This is a genomic window from Anaeromusa acidaminophila DSM 3853, from assembly GCF_000374545.1.
GTDB lineage: Bacteria > Bacillota > Negativicutes > Anaeromusales > Anaeromusaceae > Anaeromusa > Anaeromusa acidaminophila.
In genome coordinates, this window is sequence record NZ_KB894593.1 from 79,565 (window position 1) to 94,624 (window position 15,060).

The window sequence follows — 15,060 nt, forward strand, 5'->3', positions numbered from 1 at the left end:
AAACCCCCTGTGCAAGGGGGTTTTCTTGTTGCAAAAACGCATGCGAAGCGGCAGGACTACAGGTACATGTGCTGCAGCAGCTTTAAAAGCGGCTCTTTTGGCCTGGCGAGGAGAAATGCCGGCGCAAGTGAATGTACAGACGCCTCAAGGAAAGTGGCTGCAGGTTCCAGTGGAGGAAACGTCGGCCATAGAGCAAGGCGGACGGGCCGTTGTGCGCAAGGATGCTGGAGACGATCCTGATATTACCCACGGCGCGCTTCTTGTGGCGGAGGTAGTCTTGCAACCGGGAGAGGGATGGACTTTATTTGCTGGAACAGGGGTAGGAACGGTAACCAAGCCAGGCCTAGCTATGGATCCGGGAGAACCGGCCATTAACCCGGGACCGCGGCGCATGCTGGCGTTGGTATTGGAGGAACTGCTGCCGGAAGGCCTGAGAGCGGAAGTCACACTGTCCATTCCCGGCGGCGAGGAGCTGGCGAAACGAACGTTGAATCCGTCTCTGGGCATTTGCGGGGGGCTTTCCATTATTGGAACTACCGGCGTTGTCGAGCCTATGTCGGAAGAAGCCTTTAAAAACTCGCTGGCGCCGCAACTGCGCGTGGCTCAGGCTCAGGGATTTGACAGCGTGGTGCTGGTGCCAGGAAGGATTGGACAGGATGCGGCGATCTTAAAATACGGGCTGCCTGAAGAGAGTGTCGTACAGATGAGTAATTTTGTAGGATTCATGCTTACAAAAGCATCGGAATTCGGGTTAAAGAAAGTGTTGCTTTTCGGTCACCTGGGGAAATTGGCTAAAGTGGCTGCTGGTATTTTTCATACGCATAACCGCATGGCGGACGGACGAATGGAGACGCTGGCAGCTTATGCGGCTTTATTGGGAGCTTCTCAGGAGACGATTAAGGATATTTTGGACGCGACGACAACAGAAGGCGCTATGCCTCATATTGCAGCTGCTGGACTGGGAGAGACGCTGTATCCGCTGCTGGCGGCGAAAGCCAGCGAGCGGGCGCGGCGTCATGTGTTTGGCGATCTGGAGGTGGGCACAGTGATTGTGACGCTGCAAGGAGAGCTTTTGGGTATGGATGAGGATGCAAAGAAGATAGGAGACGCGATGGGATGGAACATCAGATCCTTGTAGTGGGAATTGGTCCAGGAAGCCGCGAGTATATGCTGCCGGTCGCCTGGGAGGCTATTGCTAAGGCTAAGACGCTTGTGGGCGGTAGGCGAGCGCTCCTTACGCTGGCGCCGCCGGGAGCGAAGCAGCGGGTGGTTGATGCCGATATTGAAGGGCTATTGAATTATATTGAAGAAGAAAGCCGCCAAGGGGAAGTGGTGGTCATGGTATCGGGAGATCCTGGCTTTTATAGCTTGCTGCCTGCTTTGCGGCGTCGATTTCCCAGAAAGCGCTTGCAGGTTATTCCGGGGATCAGCTCGGTGCAACTGGCTTTTGCCAGAGTGGCGGAACCTTGGCAGGAGGCAAGCCTGCTTAGCTTTCACGGCAGGGAAGTCGAGGATGAAGCGCTGCAGTATCGCTCCGGTCGGACTCTTTCTTTTCTCACGGATCGTTTGCATCGGCCTAAAGAAATTGCAGCGCGGCTTTTGCAGTTGGGATGGCCGGAAGAGACCTTGTGCTGGCAATGCGAATCCCTGTCGTATACTGCAGAACGTGTGGAACAGTCAACATTAGCGAAAGCGGCGCAGCAAGAAGGCTTTGAACATGCCATTTTTATCGTTAAGGCGGAGACGGGATTCGAGGAGGACTTGATATGAAACGGCATCATTACGGCTTGCCTGATGAAGCGTTTGTGCGCGGCGATATTCCCATGACTAAGAAAGAAGTGCGTATGTTGGCGCTCTTGCAGGCGCGCATTGAAACGAATAGCTGTATTATAGATATTGGCGCAGGTACCGGTTCCTTTGCAGTGGAGGCGGCGTTGGCGGCTCCGGAGGGAGAGGTGTTTGCCATTGAGCGCGTGCCCGAAGGAGTGGCTCTCATTAAGGCAAACCGTCAACGACATGGCCTGCGCAATTTGCAGGTTCTCCAAGGGGAAGCGCCGGAAGCGCTGCAGGAGGTTCCTCCTTGCGACGTGGCATTTATCGGCGGCTCGGGGGGGCGCTTGGCGGAGATTTTGCAAGGCTGCGACAGGCTGCTAAAGCCTGGTGGCAGGCTGGTGCTGACCGCGGTAACAGCGGAAACTCTCCAAGAAGCCCTGGCTTTGTGCGAAGGGCGTCCAGGCTATGGTACGTTGGAAGCCTTTGGCGTACAAACAACAAGATTGCGTAAGGCAGGGCGCAGCCACTTGTTTCAAGCCTTGAACCAAGTGTTTATCATCGCCTGTCAGAAGGAGGAGTAATCTTGCAATCACCGTTAGTGGGAACTTTCTACGGTATCGGCGTCGGTCCCGGCGATCCGGAACTGTTAACATTGAAAGCGGCTCGACTGCTGCGGGAAGCGGATATTATCTGCTTGCCTAAATCCAAAGAAGGTGCAGACAGCGTGGCCAAACAGGTAGCAGGGCCGCATTTGAGCGCGAAAGCGCGTCTGGTTGAAATTTCCATGCCCATGGTTCGCGATGCAGCCCTATTGGAAGAACAGTGGCAAAAAGGAGCCGCAGAGATTGCCGGTTTTTTGCGGCAGGGCTTGTCGGTGGCCTTTATTACCATTGGCGATTCTATGCTGTACAGCACCTATACGTATTTGCTGGCTCGCGTAAGGCGTTTGGTGCCGGAAGCTTCCATTGAATGTGTGCCTGGAGTTACTTCCTTTTCAGCAGCGGCGGCCTATTTGCAGGAAGCGCTGGCAGAAGGCGCGGAAAAGCTGGCCATTGTGCCTGCCATTGAGGATCCGGAGGAAATTCGCGCGGTCCTGGGGCGTTTTCCTAATGCTGTTTTGATGAAAGTAGCCGGAAAATACGATGCTATAGTAACTGTTCTGGAAGAATTACAGCTTTTGGACAAGGCGGTGTTGATCAGCCGCCTAGGGTATCCGGAACAGCGAATTTGTCATAATTTAGCTTCCTTGCGAGGGGTAAAATTGGATTATTTATCTTTGATATTAGTAAAACAGGAGGGCTTTCAAACATGGCCAGTGTGATTCAATTTGTCGGAGCCGGACCGGGAGATCCGGAATTAATTACGGTGAAGGGAAAACGTCTTTTGGAAACGGCGGACGTTATTGTTTATGCCGGTTCTTTGGTTAATCCGGCGCTTCTTAATTATGCTAAGGAAGGCGCGGAGATTTTTAACAGCGCCTCTATGACGCTGCAGGAAGTATTGGATGTCATGGTGCCTGCGGCGCAAGTCGGAAGAGCAGTAGTACGCCTGCACACGGGGGATCCCAGTATTTATGGAGCCATTCAAGAGCAGATGGACGCATTGGATGGCGTAGGCGTATCCTATGAAGTGGTGCCAGGGGTCAGCTCCTTTTTGGCAACCGCGGCGGCGCTGAAACAAGAATATACGCTCCCTGACGTGTCTCAGACCGTTATTGTCACCCGTATGGAGGGGCGCACTCCGGTGCCGGCCAAAGAGAAACTGGCCAGCCTGGCCAGTCATCAGGCGACCATGTGTATTTTCCTCAGCGTCCATATGATCCAAGATGTGGTAGATGAGCTGCTGGCAGGAGGCTATACTCCGGAAACTCCGATTGCTGTTGTACAACGCGCGTCTTGGCCGGATCAGCGCATTCTGCGAGGCCGTCTGAAGGACATTGCCGCCAAGGCGGCGGAAGAAGGCGTGGATCGTACGGCCATGATCGTGGTAGGGCATTGCCTGGATAAGGAGTACGAATTGTCGCGGCTGTATGCGCCGGAATTTGGACATATGTTCCGCGAGGCGAAAAAATGAAACTGGCCTTTTTTGCCGTAACCGCCAAAGGGGCGAAGTTGGCGGTAAAACTGGCGCAAGCCCTGCCAGCGGCACAGGTGGAGGTTTATGCTAAACATGCTGCGCCGGAGGATCGAAAGGCCTGTTTGCCGTTAGATTCTTTGGGGGAGACAGTGAAAATGCGCTTTGCCGACTGCGATGGGCTGGTGTTCTTTATGGCTCTGGGCATTGTAGTGCGCATGGTAGGACCGCTGCTTGCAGATAAGCGGCAAGATCCGGCAGTGGTGGCCGTCGATGACGGCGGCAACTTTGCCATCAGCGTTCTTTCCGGCCATATTGGCGGCGCTAACGAGTTGACTCAGCAGGTAGCTGCGGTTCTTAAAGCGGCGCCGGTCATTACCACGGCTACTGATGTGGCCGGCGCAGTGGCGGCGGATGTGCTGGCGGTGAAGCTGGGCTTGAAGCTGGAGCCGTTTGAGCAAATGAAATATATCAATGCCGCTTTAGCGGCGGGAAAAGATGTATCTTTTTTATTGGACGAGACGCTGCCTCAGGCCGAAATATGGCGCGAGCGGGCGGCGAAATTTGGCGTAGCGTTTCAGCCGCTGAGCGCCTGGCAAGGCGGCGAAGAATGCCTGGTGATTCTCAGTGATCGTTGGCTGCCGGAGTTAGCGGCACATACGGCCCCTGTGCTCTATTTGCGTCCGCCCAGTCTGTTGGTAGGCATGGGGTGCCGCAAGGGAACCTCAAAAGACTTAATTGCGCAGGCGGCGCAAGAGACGCTGGAGGCTAAGGGGTATTCTACCGCTAGTGTAGCAGCTTTGGGCAGTGCCTGGCTGAAAGCGGAAGAACCAGGCTTGCTGGCTTTAGCCGCAGCTTGGCAGATCCCCTTTGTTTGTTATGAACAAGAGTTCTTAGCCCAAGCGGTTAAGGAGTATCAATTGGAGCAATCAAATTTTGTATCTCAACAGATTGGAGTTGGAAATGTATGCGAAGCAGCCGCATGGCTACAGAATCAGTACAAACAGGGGAAACTAATCATCTCAAAAACCAAGCGAGGACCGGTAACGGTGGCGGTGGTGCGGGGCGGGTTATCGTCGTAGGGATTGGCCCCGGCAGCCTCGAGGATATGACGCCGCGAGCGCGGACCGCTATTGAAACAGCGCAAGTGGTAGCAGGCTATGATACGTATATTGAGTTAATTGAACCGCTTTTGGCGGGGAAACCGGTGATTGGCACCGGCATGATGCAGGAAGTGGAGCGCTGCCAGGCGGCGGTGGATGAAGCGAAGGCAGGCAAAGTGGTAGCCGTGGTATCCAGCGGCGATCCCGGCGTATACGGAATGGCTGGCTTGGTGCTGGAGCTGGCTCAAAAGCTGGAGCCAGAACAGCGGCCGGAGGTGGAGATTATTCCGGGCATCAGTGCCGTAAGCGCTGCTGCTGCCGTGTTGGGCGCGCCGTTGATGCACGATTTTGCGGTCATCAGTCTTAGTGACTTGTTGACTCCCTGGGAACTGATTGTGCGGCGCGTTAAAGCCGCGGTGGAAGCCGATTTTGTGATTGCTCTCTACAATCCCAAAAGCAGCCGACGTACCATGCAGATTGAAGAAGTGCGTCGCTTGGCCCTGGAAGTTCGGCCTGGCGCAACGCCTGTAGGTATTGTGCGCCATGCTACGCGCAGCAAGGAAGAATACACGTTGTCTGATTTAGAAAATTTCACCAATGAATTTATCGATATGTTTTCGTTGGTCATTATCGGCAACAGCCAGTCTTATGTGCAAGACGGACGCATGATTACGCCGCGGGGGTATAAGCTGTGATTTTCTGCATTGCCGGCACCGGAGACGGCCGCGCGCTGGCGCTTCGTCTGCGCCAGGAAAACTGGCCGGTGCTGGTGAGCGTTGTCAGTGAATATGGCGAGCGTTTGGTGCAGGAGGCGGATCTTTCTGTGGTGCAGACGGCGCTTGATCAAGCGGGTATGGAAGCGTTTTTGCAAGAACGAGGCATTCGCCTGGTGGTGGATGCCAGCCATCCCTATGCGGTCAATGTGTCGCGCAATGCCATGGCGGCCTGTGAAAAAGTAAAAATTCCTTATGTGCGCTACGAGCGCCCTGCCAGCGACTTGCCTGAGTACAAAAAATTGCATGTGGCTGCAGATTATGAGGAAGCGGCCAGGCTGGCCGCCGGTTTGGGCGAGACCATTTTTTTGACCACAGGGAGTCGCCAGCTTGGCATCTTCCGGGCGGAGCCGCTGCTGCAGGGCAAGCGTCTTGTAGCCAGGGTGCTGCCGGAGGCGTCAGTGCTGGAGCAGTGCCGCAGCCTTGGCTTTTTACCTAAAGATATTGTTGCTATGCAGGGGCCTTTTTCGTTGGAACTCAACCAGGCCTTGTATCGGGCTTTTCAGGCGGAGGTTGTTGTCTTGAAAAACAGCGGCCATGTCGGCGGTTGCGCAGAGAAAATTGCCGCTGCCGCGGCGTTGGGGCTGGAAGTAGTACTGGTTGATAGGCCGCGCCTAGCTTATCCGGTTTGCTGCGCAACAGAGCAGCAGGTATTGGCGCAGGTTGCTAAATTGGTAACAGGAGGAAAGTAATTATGGAATTTATGACCGATCCTCAGGGGATTGAGCGCAAGAGTATGGAAATTATCGCCCCTCACGTAGCGGGTCTATCATTGACGCCGGAAGCAGTAAAGGTATATTCCCGCATGATTCATGCTTCGGGAGATCCGCAGTATGCAGAAGTGATTGAGGTGCATGCCGACGCCGTAGCGGCCGGGCAGAAAGCCATTCGCGAGGGCAAGAATATTTACTGTGATGTGGAAATGGTCCGTACTGGCATTAATAAGAAACGCCTGGCAGAGTTCGGCTGCCAGGTGGAATGTTTGATCGCCGATGAAACGGTGGCGGCTCAGGCTAAAGCGGCAGGAATTACGCGATCCATGGCTGCCATGCGGACTTTTGGAGCTAAACTGGACGGCGCTATTGTGGCTATTGGCAATGCGCCGACCGCTCTTTTTGAAGTGATTCGTCTGATGCAGGAAGAAGGCGTTCGACCTGCGCTGATTATTGGCGTACCTGTTGGTTTTGTGGGCGCTGCCGAATCCAAGGATTTTTTGGCGGAAGTATCGCCAGTTCCTTATATTACCGTACGCGGCAATAAAGGCGGCAGTCCGATCGCGGCTTCGGCGCTGAATGCGATTTTGTACCAAATCGAGGCATAGAACAGGGCTGCCGGGAGGAGGAATTTGCCGATGGAAGAAAAGGAAATCCTTGTGCATCGTCCACGGCTGGTTATTGCCGGCACCCAAAGCGGCGTGGGCAAAACGACCCTTGTAACAGGCTTGTTGGCGGCGCTGCGAAATCAAGGCAAGACAGTGCAATCTTTTAAGATCGGTCCGGATTACATTGATCCCGGGTTTCACGCACTGGCCAGCGGTCGGGCGGCGCATAACCTGGACAGCTGGCTGGTGCCCCAGGAAAAATTGCCGCCTTTATTCGTCAAGGCGGCGGCAGAAGCTGATATTTCCATTATTGAAGGCGTAATGGGGCTCTATGACGGCGGTCGCCAGGGGATTAGTAGTACGGCGTCGTTGGCCAAATTGCTCCAAACGCCGGTAGTATTGGTGCTGGACGTCAAATCCATGGGGGAGAGCGCTGCGGCGATGGCTCTGGGGTTTCGTCAATACGATCCAGAGGTCTGGTTTGCCGGGGTGATCTTAAATCGCGTCGGTTCAGCGTCCCATGAACATATGGTGCGTGAAGCGCTAGCACGGCAAAATATTCCGGTGCTGGGTTGTTTGCATCGGCAAGAAGATTTGCGCCTGCCTGAACGTCACTTAGGGCTGACGCCTGTAACGGAGCAGTCCTTAAATTCGGTTGTGGCGGCGATGGGCCGGTCTGTTGGTCAGGCTTTGGACTTAGATGCTTTATACGCATTGGCTCAACAAGCGCCGGATTTACCGGCTCCTGCGACGATGGGCGATTTACCTGTACGGCGGGCGCGCTTGGGCGTGGCTCAGGATGAAGCGTTTTCCTTTTATTACCCCGAAAGCATGGATGTTTTAACGCGCTGCGGCGCGGAATTGATTCCTTTCAGTCCGCTGGAGGATGCAACCTTGCCTGCGGTGGACGGATTATTTTTCGGCGGCGGTTTTCCAGAAATGTTTGCGCCGCAATTAGCGGCAAAGGCTTCCATGCGTGAGGCTGTAAGAAGTGCGGCGGCAAAGGGCATGCCTATTTACGCCGAGTGCGGCGGCCTGATGTATCTGACGGAAGGTTTAGAGGACTTTTCCGGGAAGCGTTATGAGATGGCGCAAGTGGTGCCGGCGCAGTGCCGGATGGAGAAGAAACTGCAGACCGTCGGCTATGTGACGGCGACATTGCAGCAAAATAGTCTATTGGGGAACGGCGGCGTCCGTTTTCAAGGTCATGAGTTCCATTTTTCCAGCATGGAGCCGTTAGCAGAACCGTTTCCGTGGGCCTTTTCTTTCGAAAAAATGCGTACTGGCGCTGTCTATCCAGGGGGGTATGCTTCGCCAAACGTGCTGGCGTCCTATCTGCATCTGCATTTTGCAGGCAATGAAGAGGCTGCGGAAGCGCTGGTAACGGCCTGCGCAGCGTATGCGGCAAGGAGGGATGGACGTGGCTGAGATTATTTTGGTAACCGGCGGCGCTCGCAGCGGCAAGAGCGCTTTTGCCGAGCGGCGCGTAGCGGCTATGGCGGAGCAAGTGGGTTATATTGCGACAGCGCAAGCCTGGGACGAAGAAATGCGTCTGCGTATTGAGATACATCAACAGCGGCGTCCTGCAGGTTGGCAGACTTATGAAGCGCCGCGTCAGGCGGCGTCGGTGCTGACGAAAGCGGCCTTTGAAACCAAGGCGATTCTGTTTGACTGCCTGACCATGTTTGTTACGAATTGCATGTGCCAAAAGGATTTTCCTTTAGACCCTGAGGATGGGCAACGGTATATTGCCAAGGAGACGGAAGCGTTATTGCGTGCAGCGCAGCAAGCGCCTTGTCCGGTAGTATTTGTTACCAATGAAGTGGGACTGGGGATTGTGCCGGATAATGCGATGTCCCGCGCTTTTCGGGACTATGCGGGCTGGGTGAATCAGCAAGTAGCCTCCCAGGCGCAGCAGGTTTTTTTGGTTGTCAGCGGCTTGGCGGTGGATGTGCGCCGCTTGGCGGAAGCGGAATAAAATAAAGAGAAGCGATAGCAAACAGAGGAGGCGTTGGGCATGGCTAAGACCATCATGCTTCAAGGAACCAGTTCGCATGTGGGCAAGAGCATTTTAACAACCGCGCTTTGCCGGATTTTTTTGCAGGACGGTCTGCGTGTCGTTCCTTTTAAAGCGCAGAATATGGCGCTGAATTCCTATGTAACTAAATATGGCGAGGAAATGGGGCGGGCCCAGGTAGCGCAAGCGGAGGCCGCCGGATTAGAGCCTATGGTGGAGATGAATCCGGTGCTTTTAAAGCCTACTGGGGATTCCCGCTCCCAGGTAGTGCTAATGGGACGCCCCATTGGCAATATGACGGCCAAAGAGTATCATCAGGGTTATAGTCTGCAGGCGCTCGATACGGTGAAAGCTTGTCTTCAGAAGCTGCATGATAAATTTGACCGTATTGTTATTGAAGGCGCCGGCAGCCCGGCGGAAGTGAATCTCAGAGCTAATGACATCGTTAATATGCGCGTCGCTAAACTAGCGCCGGCGCCGGTACTGCTGGTAGCGGACATTGACCGAGGCGGGGCATTGGCTTCGGTAGTGGGAACGCTGGAGTTGCTGGAACCGGATGAACGGGAACTGGTGAAAGGCATTATTATCAATAAGTTTCGCGGCGATATTCGTCTTTTACAGCCAGCTCTGGAATTTTTGGAAACGAAGACAGGCAAGCCGGTATTGGGGGTTATTCCGCATCTGGCCGATTTAGGCATTGACGACGAGGACTCTGTTTCTTTGGAAGATAAGCAGACCGTTCAAAGCAAAGAAATTGACGTGGCGGTGCTGCGCACGCCGAAGATCAGCAATTTTACGGATTTTGACGCTCTCGGGGCCGAACCGGATGTGGCTGTGCGCTATGTGCGTCAAGGCGAAGCGCTGGGCAAGCCGGATCTTATCATTTTGCCGGGCAGTAAAAATACAGTAGAGGATTTGCTGTACCTGCGAGAGCATGGGTATGAAAAAGCCATTAAGGAGCTGCATGAACAAGGCGTACCGGTCATCGGTATTTGCGGCGGCTATCAGATGCTGGGGCAAAGGGTTTTGGATCCGGAGCATACCGAATCCGACCATGATGAAACACCGGGATTGGGGCTTTTGGATACAACAACGACCTTTGTGGCGGAAAAAATGACCCAGCAAGTCAGCGCTCGCGGGTTGTCCGACTGCTTTTTAGGTATCAAAGCCAGCGGTCTGGAGCTGAAAGGCTATGAAATTCATATGGGGCGTACGGAATTTGCTGCAGGTACAGAAGCTGCTTTTCAGATTGAAGAACGTTCTTGTCAAAAGGTATCCAGCCCAGATGGAGCGGTGGCTTCCTCCGGGTTAGTCCTCGGTACGTATCTGCACGGTATTTTTGATAATGACTCCTATCGGGGACTCCTTGCCAACGCGTTGCGGCAGCGCAAAGGCTTAGCTCTTCTTGATCGTTCAGGAGATACGCAGGCGCGCAAGGAAGCGGCTTATAATCGGTTGGCTGCGGTTGTGCGGGAAAACATGGATATGCCTCGTCTGTATGCCATCGTGGAGGGCAAGTAGATGCAGCCAAGCATATGGCCCGATGAATTATGGATGCTTCTGGGAGCGGTGCTTTTGGACCAACTTCTGGGAGACCCTAACAGCCGCTGGCATCCAGTAGTGCTCATTGGCCGGGTCATTTCCTGGGGAGAGGCGTCTTTGCTGCGTATAACGCAGAGTTCTTGGCGGCAGCAGGTGTCAGGCGCTGTGCTGGTGGCAGTAGTACTGGCTGTTGCTTATAGCAGCGCTTGGTGCTGGATGCAACTGTTGGCGTTAGGGGGAAACGCAGCACAATGGCTGGGGGGAGCTCTGCTTTTGAGTTTCACTATTTCGCCGCGCAGCCTGGCGGCTGCGGGCGGTGAAATTCGCGATTTTCTGGCTACTGGAAATATGGCGGAAGCGCGACGCAAGGTAGGCTGGATTGTTGGTCGGGACACCGCTGAACTTGATGAAGGAGAAGTCACAAGGGCTACGGTGGAAACGGTAGCGGAAAATATAGTTGACGGCATTATTTCGCCGCTTTGCTATTTTCTGATTGGTGGCGTGCCGCTGGCTTTTTTGTATCGCGCCGTTAATACGCTGGATTCCATGGTGGGCTATCATAATGAACGCTATGAGCATTTCGGCAAGGCGGCTGCCAGGGTTGATGACGTTTTTAATTGGCTTCCCGCGAGATTGACAGCGTTGTTGCTTTTAGGAGCTGCGTGGATTTTGCGTATGGACTGGCGCAACGCCTGGCGGATGATGCGCCGCGATGCGGCGGCGCATCCCAGCCCGAACAGCGGCTATGCAGAGGCGACAGTGGCTGGCGCTTTAGGGGTGCAATTGGGCGGGCTAAATTATTACGGCGGTGTGGCTTCGCTGCGGGCGAAAATGGGAGAGCCCAAAGAAGCGCTGCAAGGGCGACATATTACGAAAACGATCCGCCTGATGCAAGTCGCGGTGGCTCTATTTCTTTTGCTTGCCAGCCTGCTGTTGGGATGGTAGTCTAAAGAAGAATGGAGATGCCGGAGGGGAACTATGTTCAATGATTTTTTGCTGGGATTGCAGTTTTTGACACGTCTGCGTTTATCGGGAGAGTTGTTTTGGGATGAAAAGGGCTGCGGTCGCAGTGTGCGCTATTTTCCGCTGGTTGGAGCCGTACTAGGCTTGTGCTTTGTAGCTGCTTGGCAAGTGTTGTATGTATGGCTGCCAACTTGGGTTAGTACGTACCCGCCGACAGTCGTTGTTACCATTCTGACAGCGTTGCCCATTCTCTTGACAGGCGGCTTGCATTGCGACGGCTTTATGGACACCATGGACGGTCTTTTTTCCGGCCGTCATCGGCCACGGATGCTGGAAATCATGAAGGACAGCCGTGTGGGCGCCCATGGGGTGACCACTTTTTTAATGCTCTTTGCTTTGAAATGGTCTCTGATTGCCGATTTGGCGTCGCTGACTTTGCCGGCGGCGCTTTTTGCCATGCCTATACTAGGGCGTTTAGCAATGGTGGTAGGAATTACCTGTTTTCCTTATGCCCGGGAAAACGGCATGGGACGCGCTTTTTCCGCTTATGCCGGTGAGGGCGCTTTATGGGTTGCTTTGTTGATTTCGTTTGTGCTGGTGCTGCCTTTGGGCGGTCAAGGGTTGATTGCGTTGGTAGCGGCGTTAGTGTGCGCTTTTGGCGGCGGTTTTTTGATTAGCCGCAAGTTGGGCGGACTTACAGGGGATGTATATGGAGCCTTGACGGAAATTACGGAAGTTGTCGTCTTGCTGGCTTTTTTGTATTAGAACAGGATGGAGGAATCAAGACGCATGGACGAAAAAACGTCCCCGCAGTACTCAAATATACCTGAACAATTGGCGGCAGGATGCATTCTGGAGGTGCGTGTTCCTGGGTCTTGCGGTGAATTGACGCAGGGCCTGGTGGATGAAGATTACTTCTTAATCACCTGTCCAATCGGCAATTATTCCCGGGCTATTTTGCGGCCAACTAAAGCTCCGGCTGTTTTGGGCGGACCTAAAACTCAAAAAGCGGTGATGAAGACGCTGCTTCTTTTGGGAGAAAAGCAGATTCCTGGAGAACTGGAAATTTCTTCGCAGTTGCCAGTCGGCAAGGGTATGTCGTCTAGCAGCGCCGATATCGGCGCTGCTTGCCAAGCGGCGGCTCTTGCTTTTGGAAAGACTCTTGCACCGCAAGAAATTTTAACGCTAGCTACTGAGGTGGAGCCTACGGATGGCGTGTTCTGTCCTGGTGTTGCGCAGATCGCCCATGTAACAGGCAGCAAGTTTTGCAGCTTAGGGGAACCGCCGGCGATTATGGTTTCCGTTTGGGACCAAGGCGGCCAAGTAGATACGCAGCGGTTTAATGAGCGTCAGGAATTGCAATGCTTTAACCGGGCCAAGGAACGAGTGGTTCGCCAGGCAGTGCAATGCATCAAGCGGGGACTCGAGGAACAGGAAGCCTTTTGGTTGGGCCATGGCGCTATGCTTAGCGCGCGGGCTAATCAAATTTTGTTGCCTAAGTTGGAGCTGGAGCTGCTTTGGTCGTTGGCGCTGCAGCATGGGGCAATCGGCGTCAATGTGGCTCATAGCGGGACGGTGCTGGGGGTATTGTGGAAAGGCGATGTAGCTGCAGAAACAATAACAATCTTGCAGGCTCGAGTGCGGCAGGAGCTGCCTCAGCTTTCCTTCTTGGGAAATTGGCCGCTGGTATCCGGCGGCAGTTGGTATCGCTGTGGCAAGGAGGGGGAAATGCATGACTGGATTCGCTGCTTTTGAGCATGGCGGCAATATTTACGCTGCTGCCGGTGAATTGGGTTTAGCTCTGGAAACGGTGCTGGATTTTAGCGCCAATATCAATCCCTTGGGGTTGGCGCCTGGCTTGAAGGAGCAGTTGGCGTCTCTTTTAGATGGGGTTGTGCATTATCCGGAACCGGAGGCGGCGGAGCTGCGACAGGCTTTGGCGGCAAGCCATGGCTGCGTTCCGGAAAGTCTGATTGTGGGCAATGGTGCAGCGGAATTGCTGTATTTGCTTTGCTATGCGTGTAAACCAAGGCGCGTACTGGTGACGGCGCCAACCTTCAGCGAATATGAAAAGGCGGCTCGCGCAGCCGGGGCGGAAGTTGCATATTTGCCGCTAGCGGCGGCAGACGATTTTGCGCTGCCTTGGGATAAAGTGAAGGCAGCCTTGGCTGCAGCGGATATGTTTTTTCTTTGCAATCCTAACAATCCGACAGGGACGCTGCTCAAGCGTGAGACGGTGCTGCGCTTAGCGGACGAAGCGGCTAAAGAGCAGTGCTTTTTACTTGTGGATGAATCTTTTCAGGATTTTTTGCCGGAACAAGAAAAATACAGCATTTTGCCAGATTTATCGAGACTGGGGGAACGGGTAGCGATTCTGCGTTCTTTGACTAAATTTTACGCTATTCCGGGGCTGCGTTTGGGCTTTATGGCGGGCTCTTCTGCGCTGATTCAAGAGTTGACGACGAAAAAGGATACGTGGAATGTGAATTTTTTGGCGCAACAGGCAGGCTTATGGGCTCTGCGCTGCGGCGATTATCAGCAGGAAAGCCGCGCCTATGTAGCACAGGCGAAGCAGGCCTTATACGCAGCGTTGACGGCGCTGCCGGGAGTGCATGCTTACGAGCCGACGGTAAATTATATTCTTTTGGATATGAAAAAAACCGGTCTGACGTCCAGCCAATGGCGGGAACGTTTGAAACGCCGGGGAATTTTGGTGCGGGACTGCGCCAATTATGTAGGCCTTGGCAATTTTCATATTCGCGTGGCTGTGCGCCGGCAAGACGAAAATCAGCGACTAATATCGGCTTTGAAGGCTGAATTAAAATAGTAAGATATGAATTGTGGTTTTTTTGAGAAAGGAACTGGAGCATGAGTAAATTAATTTTGGTGCGTCATGGTGAAACAACCTGGAACCTCGAGATGCGTTATCAGGGGCAAACTGATATTTCATTGACGGCAAACGGCATTGAGCAGGCAGGAAAAGTGGCGCAGCGGCTGGCGGAGGAAAAAGTAGCTGCTGTATACAGCAGCGATTTGAGCCGGGCTTTTGTAACAGCCGCTCAAATTGCCGCCGTACACGGCCTAGATGTGTTGACTCGCCAGGATTTGCGGGAAATTTCCTTTGGCGAATGGGAAGGAATGACCTATGATTCCCTTGATTTGGATGGAGGCGGTACGGGCAATCGCTTGTTTTCGCATCCGGGGGAAGTTGAAATTCCCGGCGGTGAGACTTTTTTAGAAGTGCAGCAGCGGATGATGGAGGCCTTGTGCGAACTAGCTCAACGGCATGAAGGGCAGACTGTGGTTATTGTATCTCACGGTGCAGCCATACGTACGGTGCTTTGCGATGTATTAGGCATGGATTTGAATCGCCTTTGGGCCATACGGCAGAGCAATACGGCGGTGAATATTTTGGAAGTGCTGCCGCAAAAAATCCTGGTTTCCCTTGTCAATGATGTGCATCATCTCCGCTGACATTAGAGGGATTCTCTGCTA

Annotated in this window: 17 protein-coding genes; all 17 read left to right on the top strand. The window is 53.9% G+C overall.

What is annotated here, in order from left to right:
* The first annotated feature begins 28 nt into the window (after nucleotides 1-28).
* From cbiD to C508_RS0110200, 17 genes are read left to right on the top strand one after another with little or no spacing between them, the layout of a single operon-like run.
* Nucleotides 29-1,138 (top strand): cobalt-precorrin-5B (C(1))-methyltransferase CbiD, encoded by a 1,110-nt coding sequence (gene cbiD / locus C508_RS0110120; RefSeq protein WP_026319472.1) that lies wholly within the window; start codon nucleotides 29-31, stop codon nucleotides 1,136-1,138.
* A complete protein-coding gene (cbiE, locus tag C508_RS0110125) occupies nucleotides 1,117-1,770 on the top strand; it encodes a precorrin-6y C5,15-methyltransferase (decarboxylating) subunit CbiE (RefSeq protein WP_018703450.1) in 654 nt (217 codons plus the stop codon). Before cbiD ends, cbiE begins: the two co-directional genes overlap by 22 nt.
* Nucleotides 1,767-2,354 carry a precorrin-6Y C5,15-methyltransferase (decarboxylating) subunit CbiT gene (cbiT, locus tag C508_RS0110130; RefSeq protein ID WP_018703451.1) on the top strand — a complete coding sequence of 196 codons (588 nt, stop codon included), beginning with the start codon at nucleotides 1,767-1,769 and terminating at the stop codon, nucleotides 2,352-2,354. Before cbiE ends, cbiT begins: the two co-directional genes overlap by 4 nt.
* A gap of 2 nt (nucleotides 2,355-2,356) precedes the next feature.
* The gene (gene cobI, locus C508_RS0110135) at nucleotides 2,357-3,094 is read left to right on the top strand and encodes a precorrin-2 C(20)-methyltransferase (protein ID WP_018703452.1); all 738 of its coding nucleotides are present in this window, start codon (nucleotides 2,357-2,359) and stop codon (nucleotides 3,092-3,094) included.
* On the top strand, nucleotides 3,082-3,846 hold the full coding sequence (gene cobM, locus C508_RS0110140) for a precorrin-4 C(11)-methyltransferase (RefSeq protein WP_018703453.1): 765 nt from the start codon (nucleotides 3,082-3,084) through the stop codon (nucleotides 3,844-3,846). Before cobI ends, cobM begins: the two co-directional genes overlap by 13 nt.
* Nucleotides 3,843-4,928: a cobalt-precorrin 5A hydrolase gene (locus C508_RS0110145; RefSeq protein ID WP_018703454.1), complete on the top strand. Its 1,086-nt coding sequence runs from the start codon at nucleotides 3,843-3,845 to the stop codon at nucleotides 4,926-4,928. The genes cobM and C508_RS0110145 overlap by 4 nt, the downstream gene beginning before the upstream one ends.
* A 26-nt stretch (nucleotides 4,929-4,954) precedes the next feature.
* Complete coding sequence (gene cobJ / locus C508_RS0110150) at nucleotides 4,955-5,644, top strand: precorrin-3B C(17)-methyltransferase (protein WP_018703455.1); 690 nt, start codon at nucleotides 4,955-4,957, stop codon at nucleotides 5,642-5,644.
* Complete coding sequence (cobK, locus tag C508_RS0110155; protein ID WP_018703456.1) at nucleotides 5,641-6,414, top strand: precorrin-6A reductase; 774 nt, start codon at nucleotides 5,641-5,643, stop codon at nucleotides 6,412-6,414. The genes cobJ and cobK overlap by 4 nt, the downstream gene beginning before the upstream one ends.
* Nucleotides 6,415-6,416: 2 nt before the next feature.
* Nucleotides 6,417-7,043 carry a precorrin-8X methylmutase gene (locus C508_RS0110160; RefSeq protein ID WP_018703457.1) on the top strand — a complete coding sequence of 209 codons (627 nt, stop codon included), beginning with the start codon at nucleotides 6,417-6,419 and terminating at the stop codon, nucleotides 7,041-7,043.
* 30 nt (nucleotides 7,044-7,073) lie between these two features.
* Entirely contained in the window at nucleotides 7,074-8,471 is a 1,398-nt protein-coding gene (locus C508_RS0110165) for a cobyrinic acid a,c-diamide synthase CobB (protein WP_018703458.1), read from the top strand.
* On the top strand, nucleotides 8,458-9,021 hold the full coding sequence (gene cobU, locus C508_RS0110170) for a bifunctional adenosylcobinamide kinase/adenosylcobinamide-phosphate guanylyltransferase (RefSeq protein WP_422664643.1): 564 nt from the start codon (nucleotides 8,458-8,460) through the stop codon (nucleotides 9,019-9,021). Before C508_RS0110165 ends, cobU begins: the two co-directional genes overlap by 14 nt.
* A gap of 39 nt (nucleotides 9,022-9,060) precedes the next feature.
* Entirely contained in the window at nucleotides 9,061-10,581 is a 1,521-nt protein-coding gene (locus C508_RS0110175; protein ID WP_018703460.1) for a cobyric acid synthase, read from the top strand.
* Complete coding sequence (cbiB, locus tag C508_RS0110180) at nucleotides 10,582-11,547, top strand: adenosylcobinamide-phosphate synthase CbiB (RefSeq protein WP_018703461.1); 966 nt, start codon at nucleotides 10,582-10,584, stop codon at nucleotides 11,545-11,547.
* Nucleotides 11,548-11,580: 33 nt separating this feature from the next.
* Nucleotides 11,581-12,330, top strand: coding sequence for an adenosylcobinamide-GDP ribazoletransferase (gene cobS / locus C508_RS0110185; protein WP_018703462.1), 750 nt, complete (start codon nucleotides 11,581-11,583; stop codon nucleotides 12,328-12,330).
* 24 nt (nucleotides 12,331-12,354) lie between these two features.
* Nucleotides 12,355-13,320, top strand: coding sequence for a GHMP family kinase ATP-binding protein (locus tag C508_RS0110190; RefSeq protein ID WP_018703463.1), 966 nt, complete (start codon nucleotides 12,355-12,357; stop codon nucleotides 13,318-13,320).
* On the top strand, nucleotides 13,298-14,392 hold the full coding sequence (gene cobD, locus C508_RS0110195) for a threonine-phosphate decarboxylase CobD (RefSeq protein ID WP_018703464.1): 1,095 nt from the start codon (nucleotides 13,298-13,300) through the stop codon (nucleotides 14,390-14,392). Before C508_RS0110190 ends, cobD begins: the two co-directional genes overlap by 23 nt.
* Before the next feature lie 41 nt (nucleotides 14,393-14,433).
* Nucleotides 14,434-15,039, top strand: a complete 606-nt coding sequence (locus C508_RS0110200; protein ID WP_018703465.1) for a histidine phosphatase family protein — start codon at nucleotides 14,434-14,436, stop codon at nucleotides 15,037-15,039.
* Nucleotides 15,040-15,060: the final 21 nt, after the last annotated feature.